Origin of the sequence: Flavipsychrobacter stenotrophus, from assembly GCF_002954265.1 — a bacterium.
GTDB lineage: Bacteria > Bacteroidota > Bacteroidia > Chitinophagales > Chitinophagaceae > Flavipsychrobacter > Flavipsychrobacter stenotrophus.
In genome coordinates this window covers 868,911-887,573 of sequence record NZ_PPSL01000002.1, presented here as the reverse complement: position 1 = coordinate 887,573, position 18,663 = coordinate 868,911, and the positions used below count along the sequence as shown (strand labels likewise).

The 18,663-nt window shown below is 43.1% G+C and carries 12 protein-coding genes and 1 riboswitch; of the genes, 8 read left to right on the top strand and 4 right to left on the bottom strand.

What is annotated here, in order from left to right:
- Positions 1 to 27 precede the first annotated feature (27 nt).
- The 4 genes from CJD36_RS09025 to CJD36_RS09010 all read left to right on the top strand — a co-directional run bounded on the left by CJD36_RS09025 (position 28) and on the right by CJD36_RS09010 (position 3,816).
- Positions 28 to 375, top strand: a complete 348-nt coding sequence (locus tag CJD36_RS09025) for a hypothetical protein (protein WP_105038804.1) — start codon at positions 28 to 30, stop codon at positions 373 to 375.
- A gap of 123 nt (positions 376 to 498) precedes the next feature.
- Positions 499 to 1,092, top strand: a complete 594-nt coding sequence (locus CJD36_RS09020; protein ID WP_133162565.1) for a hypothetical protein — start codon at positions 499 to 501, stop codon at positions 1,090 to 1,092.
- Between the two features lie 176 nt (positions 1,093 to 1,268).
- On the top strand, positions 1,269 to 3,113 hold the full coding sequence (gene yidC / locus CJD36_RS09015; RefSeq protein WP_105038802.1) for a membrane protein insertase YidC: 1,845 nt from the start codon (positions 1,269 to 1,271) through the stop codon (positions 3,111 to 3,113).
- 151 nt (positions 3,114 to 3,264) lie between these two features.
- A complete protein-coding gene (locus tag CJD36_RS09010) occupies positions 3,265 to 3,816 on the top strand; it encodes a hypothetical protein (RefSeq protein WP_133162564.1) in 552 nt (183 codons plus the stop codon).
- A gap of 1,057 nt (positions 3,817 to 4,873) precedes the next feature.
- On the opposite strand, the gene CJD36_RS09005 is transcribed toward CJD36_RS09010, so the two are convergent.
- Positions 4,874 to 7,105, bottom strand: a complete 2,232-nt coding sequence (locus CJD36_RS09005; protein WP_105038800.1) for a TonB-dependent receptor — start codon at positions 7,103 to 7,105, stop codon at positions 4,874 to 4,876.
- Between the two features lie 102 nt (positions 7,106 to 7,207).
- A riboswitch (TPP riboswitch) is annotated at positions 7,208 to 7,299 on the bottom strand.
- A gap of 245 nt (positions 7,300 to 7,544) precedes the next feature.
- Between CJD36_RS09005 and CJD36_RS09000 the strand changes: the two genes are divergently transcribed.
- The 3 genes from CJD36_RS09000 to CJD36_RS08990 all read left to right on the top strand — a co-directional run bounded on the left by CJD36_RS09000 (position 7,545) and on the right by CJD36_RS08990 (position 11,442).
- On the top strand, positions 7,545 to 9,464 hold the full coding sequence (locus tag CJD36_RS09000; protein ID WP_105038799.1) for a T9SS type A sorting domain-containing protein: 1,920 nt from the start codon (positions 7,545 to 7,547) through the stop codon (positions 9,462 to 9,464).
- 413 nt (positions 9,465 to 9,877) lie between these two features.
- Complete coding sequence (locus tag CJD36_RS08995; RefSeq protein ID WP_105038798.1) at positions 9,878 to 10,591, top strand: T9SS type A sorting domain-containing protein; 714 nt, start codon at positions 9,878 to 9,880, stop codon at positions 10,589 to 10,591.
- Between the two features lie 131 nt (positions 10,592 to 10,722).
- A complete protein-coding gene (locus tag CJD36_RS08990) occupies positions 10,723 to 11,442 on the top strand; it encodes a T9SS type A sorting domain-containing protein (RefSeq protein WP_105038797.1) in 720 nt (239 codons plus the stop codon).
- 1,033 nt (positions 11,443 to 12,475) lie between these two features.
- Here the strand turns inward: CJD36_RS08990 and CJD36_RS08985 are convergent.
- The gene (locus tag CJD36_RS08985) at positions 12,476 to 12,832 is read right to left on the bottom strand and encodes a winged helix-turn-helix transcriptional regulator (protein WP_105038796.1); all 357 of its coding nucleotides are present in this window, start codon (positions 12,830 to 12,832) and stop codon (positions 12,476 to 12,478) included.
- A gap of 114 nt (positions 12,833 to 12,946) precedes the next feature.
- Here CJD36_RS08985 and CJD36_RS08980 point away from each other — a divergent pair, with 114 nt between their 5' ends.
- The gene (locus tag CJD36_RS08980) at positions 12,947 to 13,549 is read left to right on the top strand and encodes an FMN-dependent NADH-azoreductase (protein ID WP_105038795.1); all 603 of its coding nucleotides are present in this window, start codon (positions 12,947 to 12,949) and stop codon (positions 13,547 to 13,549) included.
- Positions 13,550 to 14,830: 1,281 nt separating this feature from the next.
- Here the strand turns inward: CJD36_RS08980 and CJD36_RS08970 are convergent.
- Together CJD36_RS08970 and pnp are read right to left on the bottom strand one after the other, a co-directional pair.
- Positions 14,831 to 16,090: a hypothetical protein gene (locus CJD36_RS08970; RefSeq protein WP_105038793.1), complete on the bottom strand. Its 1,260-nt coding sequence runs from the start codon at positions 16,088 to 16,090 to the stop codon at positions 14,831 to 14,833.
- A 168-nt stretch (positions 16,091 to 16,258) separates the two neighbouring features.
- The gene (gene pnp / locus CJD36_RS08965; protein ID WP_105038792.1) at positions 16,259 to 18,625 is read right to left on the bottom strand and encodes a polyribonucleotide nucleotidyltransferase; all 2,367 of its coding nucleotides are present in this window, start codon (positions 18,623 to 18,625) and stop codon (positions 16,259 to 16,261) included.
- Positions 18,626 to 18,663 lie beyond the last annotated feature (38 nt).

The following is an 18,663-nucleotide window of genomic DNA, read 5'->3' as shown; positions in this document are numbered from 1 at the left end:
TTTGTTTAACCCTTAAATTCACAAGTTATGGCAACAGCAAAGAAGGCAGCACCTGCGAAAAAAGCAGCACCTGCAAAGAAAGCAGCAGCAGCACCGGCTAAGAAAGCGGCAGCTCCTGCTAAGAAAGCAGCTCCAAAAGCGGCACCGGCAAAGAAAGCAGCGCCTGCTAAAAAAGCGGCTCCTGCAAAGAAGGCAGCTCCTGCTAAAAAAGCAGCACCTGCGAAAAAAGCAGCACCTGCTAAGAAGGCAGCTCCTGCAAAGAAAGCGGCACCTGCTAAGAAAGCAGCGCCTGCAAAAAAAGCAGCAGCACCGGCTAAGCCAGTTGCAGCTAAAAAGAACGCTGGTCCTGTTAAAAAGGCAGCCGCTAAGAAATAATTTAGATTTTAGCGAATCTTTAAAAGAGACTGTCACAACCAGTCTCTTTTTTTATGCCCATACTTTTTTGATTAGCTAACTATGATGGTGAGCGTTATTCATATACCAAGCCGGTTATCAAATATGAGGTATTATTTACTGATGATCATTGGCGTTTTTGGTTTGGCTCATTTAGATGAGGCCGTAGCACAGACAATTAAAAAAGCACCTCGCAAAGAAGCAGCAATAACGAAGCCGGACCTTATTCCATCGCCGGGTTTTTGTAATGCTGTTAATGCCGTAATGAGGGATGCGCCTAATAAATACAAGAATATCTCCGGCAAGCAAATCTCAGCGGCATTTGATCAGGTATTATGGCAGAGTAAATTGAGGATACCGGGCGCTGATACGCCAATCATTGAATTTGGCGCGGGATTGTGGACAGACTTTTTGTGCAGGTTGTACATTTCAGCAGATAGAGCAGCAGCTTTCGACATTTATGGCAAATACAAGGATGCACTTACCTCTTGTCTTACCCAGAGGGGATATATGGGAGAAGAAAGCGATCAGCACCGCTTTTGGACAGTAGGTGGAAGATCATATAGGTTTAGAGCCATTACCGACGACTATGCATGGGATACATCGGTGCCTATTATTACTATACGCTATGACAGCACCGACTACCCGCCTAAAAAATATTATGTTGATCTGGCTATCTGGGGGCTGGAACGAAATTGATGCTTCAGCCGGGCAGGTTGTATCCACCGACCCCAAAGTGCCACTCACCTTTTAATATAATATGCAGCACATATGTACCTCATACCTTTGCGTGGGCAAACAAATCGGCTAATTTTTTAATCTATCCATTAGCTAATTAAAATGCCTACCTTTGCACACTTATTTTAAGTTTTTACATGGATCGTAATCAAATTACCGGCTTCGCGCTACTGGCTCTTTTACTTATAGGTTATATCAGCTATAACCAGTACGAGACAAAAAAGTATGAAGCAAAGAAGACCGCAGACTCAGTTGCGCAGGCACGCCTGCACCCCCTTAAGATGGATAGTGTTGCTGCGCCAACAGCCGCGGCTCCTGTTGTGAATGACTCTTTAGAAATAGCGCGCAGAAAATTAATGCCGCAGGCTTATAACGGTACTGCAGAAAAAGTAGTACTGGAAAACAAAAAGGTGTCTATCGAATTCAGCACTAAGGGCGCATTCCCGGTAGCTGCACAGCTGAAAGGATACCAGACCTACCACAAAAAACCTTTGTACCTGTTCAACGGTGATGGCAATACATTTAATGTAGTCTTACCTGCCAATATTGATAATGGCCGCGCTACAGAGTCATTGTATTTTATACCTACAACCCGCACCGAAGCCGATGGTAGTAAGACCATTGATTTTGCTGCGGACCTGGGTGGTGGTAAGAAGGTAGATCTTATCTACTCATTGCCTGCCGATGAATACATGATGAAGTGTAACGTGGTGCTGACAGGTATACCTACGCCGAGCGTAAAACTTAACTGGAACACCGTTGCACTGCACACCGAAAAGGATCTTACTAATGAGCGCATGAACACGCAGGTGTACTACCGCTTTAAAGACGAAGATCACGACTACTATACTGTAGCTACAGGTGAACAGAAATCACATCATAGCGAAGCTGCAACAGCATGGGTAGGTTTACGTAAGCAATACTTCAGCTCTGTATTGATTTCTGAAGATGGCTTTACCAAAATGGACGTTAAGTCTCCGGCTAAGGAAAAGGATACGATCGCCATTGCTTCAAACATTGCTGAGTTTATGTTGCCGCTGAAGCCTGGTGCTAACCAACAGCAGACTGCGGCATTGAGGTGGTACATAGGTCCTAACGACTACAATACACTGAAATCTTATAAAATGGGTATGCAGGAAATGGTGCCACTCGGTTCGGGTGTTACATCATTTGCCAAATACGTGAATGGATATGTGTTCATTCCTATTTTCTACTTCCTGTCGAGCTTTACCAGCAACTATGCCATCATCATTGTGTTGATGACAATCTTTATCAGGCTGGTACTTTCGTTCTTTACTTACAAGAGTTACCTGTCATCTGCTAAGATGCGCGTACTGAAGCCGGAGCTGGATGAGCTGCGTACCAAGATCGGTGATGATCAGCAGAAGATGAGTGTGGAGCAAATGAAGCTCTATCGCGAGGCAGGTGTGAACCCGCTCGGTGGTTGCCTGCCAATGTTGTTCCAGTTGCCGGTACTGTTGTCTATGTATTATATGTTCCCATCGTTCATCGAGTTCAGACAAAAGAGTTTCTTGTGGGCCGATGACCTGAGTACATACGATAGTATCTTCAACTTCGGTTTTACCATACCATTCTATGGAGACCACATCAGCTTGTTCTGTTTGCTGATGACTGCCTCAAGTTTGTTCCTTGCTGTGTACAACCGTAACATGACACCGCAGGATCCTAACAATCCTATGATGAAGTACATGCCGTATATCTTCCCTATCATACTGATGGGCGTGTTTAACAAGATGGCAGCAGCGTTGACATTCTACTACACGTTCTCTAATATCCTCAGTATCACTCAGCAGTTTGTGATACAGAAGTATTTCATCAACGAGAAGCAGATACATGAGCAGATAAAGGCCAACCGTGCCAAGCCTGCTACACAATCTAAGTGGCAGCAGAAGCTTACCGAAATGCAGCAGTTGCAGGCCGATAAAGCAAAGATCCAGCCACGTAGCAATAACAAGAACTAATTAGTTACAGATAATATTTTAGTAAACGCCTCTGACCATTTGGTTGGGGGCGTTTTTGCGTCAACAATAGATCTGAGTAGTCAGGAGTAAAAGAAATAATCGTTACTTTTAAAACACTATGAAAACAGTTGTAGCAATTTTTCTTGCATTGATGACTTACACGGTTCTGCTGCCATCCTGCAAACCTTCGTCTCCATCCGTCACACATGCCACACTATCCAACCTTACAGATTCCTTAGAACTCACCGTTGAGGAAATAGGATGGCAGCAGGACAGCGCATTTATATCGATGGACGATAAGTGGTACATGGCAGTAAAGGTCACTTTAAAGAATGTCTCGAAAGATACGATAGAGTTTATGAATTGGTGGGGAGACCCTTCTTTCAGATTTACTACTGATAATGATAATTTATGGATCAGACCGAAGCCGCTTACGAGGAAAAATAGCTACGAAGCGTTCCCGTTGGCGCCAAGCGAAGTCCATGCTTATAAATTGTACATTGCGAGGCAGGAATGGAACAGTATACATATAAAATGTAGAATAGGGTTTCAATGGGTTAAGCCAGGTCCGAGGATAACAAAGATTGACAGTGTGGTTCAGTGCGGGTCTGGTAGTACAATTACATTTCTTACAGAGCTTGATGATCCACACAACGCGGTGCCCTTTAAAATGTTTTGGAGTGCGCCAATTTGGTTGTTCTAAAGTGTAATATCAATTACACATGCTGGGCGTAGTTTTCTTAACTACGCCCCACACGGCTGGCGGTCTCCGACCGCCATGTTTTGCTGAGTTGTGCCTACCTGAACTCTCGTTAGAAGAATAACCAAAGAAAATGAGTATTTTCAACGTCTTCATTATATATGTCAATAGCCTTCAAAATCATAGTCGCCTTGCTATTGTGTTGTATAGCGTCCATATCCTATACTCAGGATAAGTATTCGCAACAAGAGCTGTCTAAAATAGATTCTATGTTGCAGCTTGCCGATATATGAGCATCAACAGATACTTTTCATTTAAGGATTTATTTAACCGGCGATGTCATTGACATTGCTACAAGTGATAACAAGTACTATAAAGGGAAACGAATTCAGTATTACTACTCATGCTCAGATGAAAGTAAACGAAGACATAAAAACTATCGTTTAGTCAAAAGCGATAGTACTTTGCATCAATTAGAAACAGCTCAAATCCTGTGGGTCTATGAAATATTGAACAGTATGCCTTCTGATGATTCTATATGGCTTTGGTATCACGATTCTTCGGGGCGGCGATATAGTATAGTTGATGGGGCCAAGTATTCAATTGCAACAATGCGCGGAGGCGTATATTCACTAAAAGCGTACACCAGTCCCTGCTCCCGCAATCCAAAATGTATAGAGGCTAAAACTGTTTGCAATTGCTTGGACTCTATCCGGAAAATGCCATCGTCAATAGTGCAACATAATGCACTATGTAAAACATTGAAACCTGGTAATTGTTACACGCAGGATGGCTTTTTGTTACTTTCTATACCAACGAAGATTAGCCCTATAAGGTGTCGTCTTCTGAAATGGAAGTATAGTCGATATAAACACCCGCACAAATAAGGATAACCGCCCTTGCGCTGTACATCTTCTTAACTAGGCCCCACACAGTGGGCGGCCTTTGACCGCCGTGTTTGCTGAACTGCACCTCCATGGGACGTGGACAGAGCGGGGCATACAAAAAAAGCCCTCCGGGAAACCGAAGGGCCATACTAAACACTGATAAAAAAAGAGGGTTAGAACTTAAAGGTCAATCCACCCAATACATTGAACCCTGCCTGAGGGTAATAATAGTTTTGTGTGGTTGATGTGCCGCCATATATATAGCTGAATGTGTAGCCATTGTTGACATACAGGTTGCCGAATATATTGTTGAGCGCCAATGATGCCGTTATCTCTTTGCAGAAGCGTGTCTTTACAGAATAGCGGATCAGTACATTGAAATAGTTGTAGTCATCAATCCGGCGGTATTCATTACTGCTGTTATCGAGATATTGCTTACCTACATATTTGCCTGTGATGTCTATGCCCAGGTTATGCTTGTTGTTGTGTATCGGGCTAAATGATGCGGTTATTGCGCCAACAACATTGGGTGAGAAAGCAATGTCTGTATTGCTATGCTGTACTGCGCTCTGCGCGGTGCTATCATAGTTGTCTACATACTCGGTAAACTTGCTGATCTTGTTTCTTGATAACGTAAGATTGCCATGAAGTCGCAGCCAGTTGGTTACATCATAGCCTGCCATCAGTTCTATACCGGCACGGTAGCTTTCCGCAACATTGGTTGGCGTGTAAGCACCTACATCATTGATCTGGCCGGTAAGTATCAGCTGATCCTTGTAGTTCATGTAGTACAGGTTGGCCGCCGCACTATATTTCTGCCCGCTTACTTCATAGCCTGCTTCGCCATCATACAAACGTTCCGGTTTCGGCAGGTGCTGCGCATCTGCTTCAAACGCGCTTCTGCCCGGCTCACGATTACCTATAGCTCCTGATGCATATGCACGCATACGCACACTGTACTCATTCTTTATGAGGTAGCTGATACCTGCTTTAGGATTATAGAAATCATAGTTCACCGAACGTCTCAGATCAGGGTTCTTGCGGAAGCCATTCATAAAGTAAGCAACGTTGCGGTATTGCATGTCGCCAAACAGGGTGAGTTTGCCAATGGTATGCTGCGCTTTAGCGTAGATATTCAGGTCATTCTTCTGCGCATCGGTCTGGTACCACTTGTAGTTGTCTGAGAAACCGCCATTAGCTGCCCATATTACGGTGCCATAAGCAAGGTTGTCAAACTGGCTCCAGCCGCCACCCAATGCCAGCTGCGTTTTGTTCTTTACATATTGCAGAGAGAATACGCCACCATAGTAGTAATTATCTAACCATAGGCGTCTGATAAGGTCAGTCTGCATGGTATCTCTCAGCATAGCAGGTCTGCCATAGTCAGCATAATATTCACCCGCTTTATACTCTTCATAATAGCCCTTGCCACGTGTAAGGAACAGGCCCGCATGTGCGGTAAGCGAAGAAGAGAATTGATGATCGGCAAATAGCTGGTAGTAGTTCTGCAGGTAATTATCTGTCTGGTTGTTGTAGAAAGAACCATCGCTGCGAGGGCCTAACTCATTATAGGTACGGTTGGTCTTCAGTGAATCCTGCGGTACACCATTCCATGCCTGTCCTGTTTTCTCAGTGCCGGGCATGAACAGGAAGTGGAAAGATGTTTTGGCATTGGGAGTCCAGCCTGCGGTAAACTGCATAGACTTAAGATCGGATGCCGAACGCTGGATATATCCATCGCTTGATATTTTAGACAAACGTACATCGAACTGGAAACCACCCTTCAGCATTCCTGTGCCTGCTACAAATGTATTCTTAAAGGTGTTGAACGATCCGAAACTGCTGCTGTACATGATACCTGCTGTATCCATCTGCTGCAGGTTGCTGATACTTATCGTTCCGCCGAAAGCGCCGGCACCATTGGTAGAGGTGCCCACACCACGCTGTATCTGTATAGAGCTGGTGGAAGATGCGATATCGGGGATGTCAACAAAATACGTTCCCTGCTCTTCAGGGTCATTAACGGGCATGCCATTAAAAGTAACGTTGATACGGGTAGGATCTGTACCTCTTATACGGATACCCGTATAACCAACACCCGCGCCTGCATCAGATGTTGTTACGGCTGATGGCGTGAACTGCAATAGCATAGGCAGGTCCTGGCCCAGGTTCTGCTTAGCAATGTCTGCCTTCTTAATATCGGTCTTGGCAAAAGGCGCATCCTGCGTAGCCCTTACTGCGCGCACCTCTATGGGTTGCAGTTCTTTCAATTTCCTGGTGGTATCAGGTGCTATGGTAGTGGTAGAATCGTCGTCATCGTCTTTGTCGGGCGAGACAGACTGTGCATTGGCTTTGGTGAGTGCCGCAAAAGACACTACAGAAAGCAAAAGTAATTTTTTGAGCATGGCTTTGACTTTTTTGTGAAAGTTGATGGGATGCCATGCAATAGATAAGATCAGAATGGAGTGATGCTATAATTAAGATGTGGCCACAAATTAACGTATACTCACTTTTTCAAGCGTTTTTCCTAACCGGCATTACCCGGTCCAGGTTCAACGGGTGTGATCTCAGCCTTATAAAGGCACCCCGAAACATTGTTTAATGTGCTACAAATGTACACTTATTCTTTATAAGGAGAAAAAACACCGCATTCATGCCCTAAAAGAGCTGATATGGCATAAAATAGTCTACTTAACTGATTGACTAATAAACTAAATTTTATTAAAAATCAAAAAAAGATTAAAAAAAATATGTGCATTTTAACAAAAAAGTAATTTGGAATATGAAAAACTCATAACTTCGGGATGCTAAAAATATTTACCAATAATTTTAAATAAAGCAAAAATGAAAAATCTTTTACTTACAGGGCTTGCAGTAGCCGCATTGTCGTTGCCGGCATCGGCACAGCAGCGCATGACTCTTCACGAAGAGTTTACAGGAGAAAATTGTCCTCCATGTGCATCTACTAACCCAACTTTCTGGGCATTGTGTGATCTTGCGGCAAACGCAAATAAGATCATCCACATTTCTTACATGAGTCCTATACCTTCTTCAGGTTGGTTCTACATGCAGACTCAGGCTATGTCTGATACACGTATCAGCTATTATTCTGTACCATTCGCGCCATATGGCCGCTACGATGGTCATGTGCCAAATGCTACAGCATCTAGCCCTGGCCACCCTGGTTATTTCACTCAGGCAGACATCGACGCGGAATATGCTGTTGCATCTCCGTTCAACATGACTGTTACTAACGCATGGAACGCTACTTACGATTCAATCGTAACAACAGTTAACGTTACTTGCGTTACTGCTTACACTGGTACTGCTGTATATCTTAGAACAGCTTTGATCCAGACTTGCAATTTTCCTTCACCTCCGGGAACCAATGGTGAGTCAGATTTCGAAAATGTAGTTCGTGCTATGTATCCATCAGCTTTGGGTACTTCAGTACCTGCAACATGGACAGTTGGTATGACTCAGACTTACACTATCACCGGTGCGGTTCCTTCTTTTGTTGAAAAAGATAAGGCTCCTTACATGGTGGTTTGGATCCAGAACGACGGTGACAAGGTTATCGCTCAGGCTGCTAAGGGAACTCCGCTTCCAGGTGTGCCTAACGATGCTGCAATTACTACTGTAAATGCTCCAGGTTTTGTATGTGTGGCTAATGGCCCTTACACTGCAGCTCATTCAGTAGTATTGAAGAACGCAGGTAGCAACCCGATCACTTCAGCTACTATCTACTATCAGGTTGATGGTGCAGGTGCTTTCTTGTCAACTCCATGGACTGGTACTTTGGCTCCGGGTGCTTCTACAACAGTTACTATGCCATCTACAACTCCTACAGTTACAGGTGCATTCTACCATTCATTTTATGACTCAGTTGCTAACGTAAACGGTGGTGCTGATCAGAATGGCGGTAACAACACAATGGGTGCTGCTTACTTCACAGAAAGCACTAACGCATTGGCTTTGCCTTACAACACAAGCTTCCAGTCTACTGACCTTGGTAAGTTCTGGTACACAGATAACAACAATAACCAGAAAACATGGAATGCTTACACTAACACTGCAGGTTTGGGTCACAACAGTACTATCGCAGAAAAGTTCGATTGTTACAACTTTGCAAGCGGTGAGTCTGAAGTGTTGACTTTGCCTGAAGTTGCTACTGCATCTACATCTACTATCGAGTTCTGGGTAGCTTATGCACAGTACGATGCAACTTCAAACGATCAGCTGGAAGTAGTTTACTCTACTAACTGCGGTTCTTCTTGGACTTCATTGTGGTCTGCTGCAGGTACAGCTTTGACTCCTGCTTTGACTACAACTTCAGGTTTCACTCCTACATCTGCTCAGTACGTTCACAAAGCTCAGGACATCAGTGCAGTACCAGCAGGTTCTGTAATTGGTTTCCGTGCAACAAGTAACTACGGTAACAATATCTGGATCGATGACGTTACGCTTCGTGCAGGTGGTGTTGGTGTAAACAATGTTACAGAACAGGCTTCTGAAGTATCAGTATTCCCTAATCCTGCTACATCTGAAACTAACCTTACTTTCAATCTGACTGCTGCAACTAACGTTTCAGTTGAAGTTTACGACGCTGTTGGTCGTGTAGTATTCAGCGTTCCTGCTCAGCAGATGAACACTGGTGCTCATTCTATCAACATACCAGTTGCTAACATGGCAAACGGTGTTTACAATGTTGTAATGACTACAGAAGCAGGTAAGACTACTCAGCGCTTTACTGTTGCTAAGTAATATCTGACCTTACATTTTTATAATTGGCCGCCCCGGGAGTTATTCCGGGGCGGCTTTTTTATGGTCGATTGTTAGTTGGAGGAATTGCTTTAATAGTCAAATACTTTTGGCAGGTACGTTATCTACTTAAACAAACGATGCGGAAAGTTGCCAGACAACGGACCATATCGTGTACAGGTCAATAACGTTATTTATAAGAAATGACCATTTGTCCGGGTATCCCGCCGGCCACTTTAAAACTAAAAACGGATAAAATGGCCCTGCAACGCCTCATCAGAAAGTTTATTGTGTCTTAACACGTTTTTAAGAAGCGCGGTACGAAATTTGCTATACAATTAGTATCCGCTAGAAGGAATAAATATTTTTGGTGGGTAGCACAATAAATATTAATTTGCAAAGATAAATTGCCAGGAATGAAAAAGATTTTTACTCTATTATGTACTGCGGTTGTTTTGGCGGGCTTCTCCCGTGCAAATGCTCAGTCATTCACCGTTGCAAGTGATACCGTTTATTATACTGTTTCCGGTACTACCGTTATCAATGTTAATGACAATGTTAGTCCGGCGTCAGGACCAGTTACGCTTAAGTGGAATGTAGTTTCTACCAACTTCCCTACAGACTGGATCTCAGCTGCAGGTATGTGTGATAACTTCCTTTGCTACAACCTGAATACGCTTACGCCATCAGGAATAGTTAAGACAAGCGATCCATACCCCGTTTCTGGTAACCACGATTTCCACCTTCAGTTCAATCAGGGTGCGGCAACTTCTAACGGTACTTATTATGTAAGAGCAAAGCTGGTTAATCCTGCTGCTCCGGATAGCGTTTATGCTACATTTATTGTGTCTAAAACTGCTGTAGGTGTTGAACAGGTAACAAGAACCAATGAAGAATTGTCATTGTATCCTAACCCTGCTACCAACGAAATTAATCTGGTTTATGGCGGTTCGGCTGATGTAAAGACAGTATCTATCTACAACATCATCGGTAAGTTAATGTCTGTATACAGGGTTAATGGTAACAGTGCAAACATGAGCCTTGAGAATATGCCGGGTGGTATCTATTTCGTTCGTCTTGCAGATGCACAAGGACAGATAGTTGCTACACGCAAGTTTACCAAGCAATAAGAGAATTAAGAACATTTTTATATAGCCTGTGATCAAGTATCACAGGCTTTTTTATTTTACCTATACACAGACATTAACAAAAGCGAAATGAAATAACAGGTAACTTCATAATTCAAAATGTTGCCTTGATTATGAAAAGATTAATTATTACGCTCTGTATCCTTACTTGTAGCATATTGTCATCAACTGCATATGCACAATCGTTCACTACCACCTACGATACTGTATTCTTTGACGGCAGTGGTGCAGGTAATGTATCTATCCACAACAATATCACACCCACAGCCGGTGAAGTAACCTTGAACTGGAATGTGGTCAGTACAAATTTCCCTTCAGATTGGGTAGCTAACTGTGGTATGTGCGATACTTCTAATTGCTACAATCTTAGTTTTCTTACTCCCTCCGGAATTCTAAGAACCTGCGGCTATTCTCCTACTTCTGCTAATCATGATTTTCACTTACTTTTCAATGGTGCTGCACCTGGTATGACCAGTATGGGCAATTATTATGTAAGGGTAAAAATTGTTGACCCCGTAGCCATGGATAGTGCTTATTCTACCTTTGTGGTATCGAGGTCTCCTGTAAATGTAAATACAGTAAGTAAGGCAGGCGAGGAGGTGGCTTTATACCCCAATCCTGCCACTACAGAGATCAACCTCGTTTATAATGGCGGTGCCGATATAAAGACAGTTGCCAACTACAACATTATTGGCAAGGTAATGGCAGTTTATAAGCTGAATGGCAACAGCGCCAACATGAGCCTGGATAATATACCGGGCGGCATTTACTTTGCCCGATTAATGGATGGACAGGGCCAATTGGTAGCTACACGTAAGTTTACAAGGCAATAATAGTAAGTCATGTATAAGGAATAGCCCCGCAATATTATTGTGGGGCTATTCTTTTAGTTTAACCATTGAAATAATTGTGACGGCCCCTGCGTAACCCGCACATATTGCTCTAAGCGTAACGCATCAGCAAAAATTACCAACTCACTGTGCGGAGCGGTCGGAGACCACCAGCCGTATGGGGCATAGTCGGGAATGCTATGCCCAGCGTGGCATAAGTAGCCGCCTTGGGATAAGGTATTAGCTGCGAAAATAAAAAGTGGCAGTTTTTCGTAAAAGTGGCAGTTTTGTGTAGGTGGTTTCGGCTGTATGCGTTGTTGGGTAGGGTTTTTGGCGGATTTTAACAAACTGCTACTATCTGCCACTTCCTGCCACTTATTGCCACATGCTGCTACTTTTTTGTGGATGTTTGTTGCCTAATTACGCTGTCATTGCGAGGAACGAAGCAATCTAACATCGGGATGCTTGCAGAATTGCTGTATGTCTCAAAACGAATACGCCATTACGTGAGATTGCTCCACCAACGAGTTGGGGACAGATTCGCGAAGGGCTCGCAATGACACAGTTTGGGTGGTTAGGTAATAATTAAAAGACCTTACATGTTATGTATGGTTGTCGATATGGGTTCATAATGTCAAAGAGCGGACAGGTTTTCACCTGAATCGGGTGCAAATTAATATGGGAAATTCATTTTTTCAAATAAAGATATTCACAAAAATTACGTCTGCGCCGCCTGAAAGGTGCTGTGGGCAAGGGTTTGAGCGGGTGCTTTTTGTGGATATGTTTTTTTGAGGTCTCAATTGCGGTGTTTGTCTGAACCGTGATGGCAGTGATTGTATGATGGGCTTTGATGCGTGGTTTGTGTGGGTGTTTGTCTGAACCATGATTCACTTGATTGAAGGATAGTCATGATGCCCGAGTTTTTGTAGGTAACATGAGTGCAATCTGAAGATTGCGCACCGCTACGACCCCGAAAAGAATCGGGGTAAACTCCGTTAGGAAAACTACGCCGAGCAGGGATCTCGCTCAGCAAGGGCTAGCGTTCCTTCCTTATTTTATCGCGATGCATGGTGCCCCATTCCATTAGTGAGGTTAGTACATTTCCTAAGGATTCGGCATAGTCGGTAAGGTGGTATTCTACCACTACAGGCATTTGCGTTTGTACGGTCCGTGTTACCAATCCGTTGAGTTCGAGTTCTCTTAATTCATTTGATAGGACACGTGGAGAGATGCCGTTGATGTTGCGCTGTATCTCATTAAAGCGTTTGTTGCCCTCCCTAAGTGTGGCAATAACCCTTAGCTTCCACTTTCCGCCAATTACGTACAGTGCATCATCAATAGAGTTGAGGGCGCTAACACACTTAGGGGCTCCCAGCATTACTTGTTCTGTCATTTCCCGGTTTTTAAAAAGCACTAACCTAAAGGATACTACTAACCGTTTGTATACTGCTTACTATTAGTAAGTAAATGTAGCTAGTTTTGCTTTATCAAAAAAAAGATACTAAAAATGAAAAAGATATTACATGTTATTTCCAGCCCGCGAGGCAATGCATCTAACAGTATTCAGCTAGGCAACACTATTGTAGACCAGCTACTGGCTGCCCACCCGGGCAGTACAGTGAAGGTTAGGAACCTTCCCGAACAAAATTTTCCGCACCTGGAAGAAGCGCACATAACATCGTTTTTTACACCCGCCGAGAGGAGGACACCAGAGCTGGTTGCCGCCGTCAAACATTCGGACGAAGCTATTGCTGACATAATGGATGCCGATATCATAGTGATAGGCGTACCCATCTACAACTATAGCATACACTCAACCCTTAAAGCCTGGCTGGATCATATAGTAAGGGCGGGCGTAACGTTTAAGTACGAAGCCACCGGCCCAAAGGGACTGGTACACGGCAAGAAGATGTATATAGCCATGGCATCGGGTGGCGTATTATCTGAAGGAAATATGAAGTCGCTTGATTTTGCAGAGCCTTACCTGCGCACCATATTCGGATTTATAGGCATCACTGATATTACGGTGTTCCGCATAGAGGGCCTTGCCCTACCTGAGCTAAAGGATAAGGCGGTGGAAAAGGGGCTGGCGAGTGTGATGGTGGCGTAAGGTTGGTGGATTTAGGTGATTATGAGCAGAGGGCATTTATGTGCCTCTGCTTTTTTTGTCTGAATCAGGATGGTCGGGATTGAAGGAAAAGGAGGATGGTTGGCCCTGCTCAGCGAAACACGGCGGTCAGAGACCGCAAGCCGCGTAGGGCGTAGTCAGGAAGACTACGCCCAGCGCGGGAGTAATAATTATTAAATGGTATTCTTTTTCACAATTAAATAAATATCTATACCTTTGCACTAGTGCATTATATTACCGAACATATCAGCACAATCGTGATTTTCTTATCAGCATTTTTGGCCGAAAAAGTGCTTGGAGATAATTTGCCTAGCTTTCACTATAAGAAAGTTATATTTTTTTGGATTTTGTTCAGTTTTTTTTTATAGATTTTAGTGCTTACATCTTTAATTCCATTCGCTGATAAATGTATTGTGTATGCTAGAGGGTATCTTTTCCGAGACGCAGACCTTAAGAGACATACTATTGAGATATTAATATTGCTATTGACTATAATTCTAATTGGACATGGCATTGTTATATTTAAGAAAAATAAAAAAACAATAAAATTGAGAATCTCTAATTGGGTCAATTCTTATTACTTGAATTTCTCCTGAAGTATGATTTAGAACTGATAAAAGAAGCTGCAAATTAGAATAGCAGCTTCTTTTTTTATGCTCGGATTTGATATACATGCAAACGCATTCCATAGCTACCTCATTAAAAGAGACCACGGTTTACGCCCTAGCCCTGTTCGGCGTAGTCAGGAAGACTACGCCGAACAGGGCTACTCCTAGCGTGGGAATTAATTAATTCCCCAACATTTTTCTATTGTATCGCTAAACTCATCTAGTCTATGTAATGAGTGTTTTTTTACATTAAGTGAGTGAAAACCAAAAGCACTTAGGGAATTAAACCAACTAGCTTCACCTCCGGTTATTTGCCATTTCTTTTTATCCCTATTTATCGAATGATGATAAAAATTTAATTCATCATCAAGTTGAATTTTAGAATCTGAAAAGAGTAAAATGCGCTTGAAAAAATAGTGCATGTTTATTACAGTAACACTTTTGACTCGCTTAATTTCACCTCTGTTAATAGGTATTAGTGGTTAAAACAATTCATCTAAAAAACTGTTGACTCCAGGTAAATCAAAGTAACTGTTTGCGTGAACAATGATTGGGTAAATGTTCATATTTTTTAATTTTAGCTTTTTGCGTTTCGCGTCATCATCAATATCATAAAATGTTGATTCATTTGAAACGAGCAAATTAATATTTCTGGCTAATTGCGAAATACCTTTTTTGGGGACTTATTTTTGTTTTTCGTTTCAACAAATTTTGAATAAAGCGCTTTTCTTATTTCTTCATAAGATTTTGATTGGATTACCGCATTAGATAGCATGTTGTCCTTAAATTCTATAATAAAAATGTTGTTCCCTCGCCTATAGTAACAATCAGGGGAAAATATCGACTTGGGATCGTCAAAAAAGGCTAAAAATTCATGCTTTCTTGAAAAGCAGGATTTCATTAAGTTTCGAAATAGGATGTTTTCTGTGAATTCAGTCCCAACCGTCGATCGGAAATCCATGAAATTTTCGATCTTTTTTATACCTGAATTGTTGTAAATTGAGAAAATCAATCCGGTAAAAAGGGCATTGTAAAAAAAATCCCAATAAGGGATTACATATTCATCATTAGAGAATTTGAAAACAGGTTTTTCTTTCAATCCTTTATAGCCGATTTGCTTGTTTTCGTTTTCACTTATCTCTTTTGGATCAAGCACTAATGATTCCCAAAACGGATGCACACCTTCTACTTTAACTATAAAATTATAAAATCTTGGGTGAGGCAATTCTTCACTTGGCAGATTTTTGAAAATCAAAAACTGCAAAAAATTTATATATTGTCTTCCCGATGTACAATTTAGTGCTTCAAAATGCTTTTGGGTAGCGCCGGCATACTTTTCATGTTTTTCAAGATAAGATACTAACGCAATGCCCTTATATAATTCGTACGCTATATCTGCTCGATTTACAAATTCTGACTGTTCAATTAAATGAGGCCACATCAATTTTAAGACCCCTTCTGGACTCCTTTTTGCTTCTGCTAAAATGCTATCAAAATCTAGGCTATCAGATTCTCCTATTTCTTCAGTTATTACCACATACGCCTTTAATATCTTTAATTCTATTTCTGGTAAATCTATCGGTAGTGGCAAATTACCTTCTCTATAATTAATAATTTCCCTATTGATGAATTCGACCGTGCATTGAAATGAAAAAAGAGCATAGTCGCCTGACATCAGTTTGTTTTCAACTTTTCCTAAAAGTGCTGCCTTATAGGCTTCTGGCAATTTTGATGTCATCAAACTGAATATTTCTAATTGTGTCCTATTGGTTTCTTTGAGTTGCAGCAAAATATTATTAACTAAAGATAGCATCACAATTATATACTGGGAAGATATCCCAATAAGTAAGTCTTTAACCTGAGGCCGACTCTCTTCAAACAAATCTCGATAATTAAACCTGTTAGCAAGTCTCATAACAATGATTTTACGTAAGTTAATACTAGTACTGCAAAAAATTTAATGACATAAAACATACTTGTATTTTCTTAGACGATTGAATATGAAGAAAATAACATTTATGCCACAAAAAAATCCCCCACTCACTGAGCGGGGGATTTTTAGTTAGTATCAGAACTCAAACAATTACAGTTTCATATCGTCGTCGTTGCCGTTGTCCTGTGGTGCAGGGGCTACTTCGGGGGTAGGCTGGTTATTGTTTTCGTTGTTGTTGTCATTGTTTTCGCGACGTGGACCACGGTCGCCGCCTTGTGGGCGATCTCCGCGTGGGCGGTCGTTGCGGTCGCCACGTGGGCCACCTTCACGGCGTGGGCCGCGGTCTCCACCACGATCTCCTCTGTCGCCACGGTCTTCGCGTGGTGCTGGTTCTACATAGCCTTCAGGCTTGTCCATCAATACCTTGCGGCTTAAGCGCAGCTTACCTGTCTTAGGGTCTGTACCTACCAGCTTGATCTTGATCTTATCGCCTTCTTTCAGTACACCATCGAGTGTGTCGAGGCGCTTCCAGCTTACTTCACTTATGTGCAATAAACCTTGCTTGCCCGGCATGAACTCTACGAATGCACCGAATGCTACTACGCTCTTCACTGTTCCTTCGTAGGTCTCGCCTATTTCAGGTATAGCTACTATGCTCTTGATCCAGTTCTTAGCCTTGTCAATACTTTCCTTGTTGGCAGAGAATATCTTGATGATACCTTCCTGTCCTACTTCTTCAATATTGATCTTAGCACCTGTTTCGCGCTGCATTTCCTGTATCACCTTTCCACCAGGGCCTATGATAGCACCAATGAATTCGCGATCGATAGTGAGCTGCTCGATACGTGGCGCCTGTGGTTTCAGTTCTTCTCTCTTCTCAGCAATGCTCTTGTACATAGCATCGAGGATGTGGAGACGGCCGCGATTAGCCTGCTCTAAAGCCTGCATCATCACTTCCATGCTCAGTCCATCGCACTTGATGTCCATCTGTATACCGCAGATACCATCGCGGGTACCTGTTACCTTGAAGTCCATATCGCCGAGGTGATCTTCATCGCCCAGGATATCTGTCAATACTGCAAATTTACCACCTTCAGCTACAAGGCCCATAGCCACACCACTTACGTGCTTAGGCAAAGGAACACCTGCATCCATCAGTGCCAGTGAACCGGCACAAACGGTAGCCATAGATGAAGAACCATTAGACTCGAGGATATCAGATACCACACGTACGGTGTATGGATAGTCTGCCGGCATCATTTGCTTCAAAGAGCGCATAGCCAGGTTACCATGACCAACCTCGCGACGGCTCTGGCCTCTCATCATCTTCACCTCGCCTGTAGAGAACGGAGGGAAGTTGTAATGTAGAATGAATTTAACGTAGTCAGACGTAGCAGCAGTTTCGCTCAACAGTTCATCATCGGTAGTACCGAGGGTAACTGTAGTGAGTGACTGTGTTTCGCCACGGGTAAACAATGAAGAACCGTGTGGTGAAGGCAATACGTCTGTTTCCATAGTCAACGGACGAACTTCATCCAGCTTACGGCCATCGAGGCGTACACGCTCTTCGATCATCATCTTGCGGATAACGTCTTTTTCCAGGTCGTGGAAGTAACGGCCTACCAATGCAGCGTCAGCAGCAGGGAGTGCAGTTTCTTCTGTGAATGTTGCTTCGTACTCTTTGCGGATAGCCTTGAACGCGTCTCCACGCTCGTGCTTGCCCATTGCAGCCTTAGCTACATTGTATACTTTTTCCTTACCGAATTCTGTGATCTTAGCTTCCAGTTCAGGGTTGGTATAAGGCTTGATGTATTCGCGTTTAGTAGTAAGACCCAGCTTAGCGCGCAGATCCAGCTGCAGTTTCACCTGCTGCTTGATAGCGTCGTGACCGATCTGTATCGCCTTCAGCAAGCTTGCTTCGTCGCACTCCTTAGCTTCACCTTCCACCATCATAATGTTGGTTTCGGTAGCAGCTACTATTATGTTCATGTCAGCCGAATCGAGCTGAGTGCGCGATGGGTTAACAACGAATTCGCCATTGATGCGGCCTACACGTACCTCAGAGATCACTTCCATGATCGGCACGTCAGACACTGCAAGCGCAGCAGATGCAGCCAGGCAGGCCATAGCATCGGGCATTACTTCTTTATCTGAAGATATAAGAGAAACCAGCACCTGAACTTCGCACAGATAATCATCGGGGAACAAAGGACGGAGGGCACGGTCTATAAGACGTGAGGTAAGTATTTCGTAATCATTTAAACGAGCTTCTCTTTTGAAGAAAGAACCGGGGATACGGCCTGCGGAAGCGAATTTTTCCTGGTAATCAACAGTCAGCGGGAAGAAAGATTGGCCTGGTTTAGGCTCTTTGGAAGCTACTACGGTAGCGAGTATCATACAGTCGCCCATACGCACTACCACAGCACCATCTGCCTGACGAGCCATTCTGCCCGTCTCAATTGAAATTTCCCGTCCGTCAGCTAAAGTATAGGACGCGGAAATAGGACTTGGGGTCATACATCGAAATTTAGGTTGTCATAAAAAAACAATTCCCA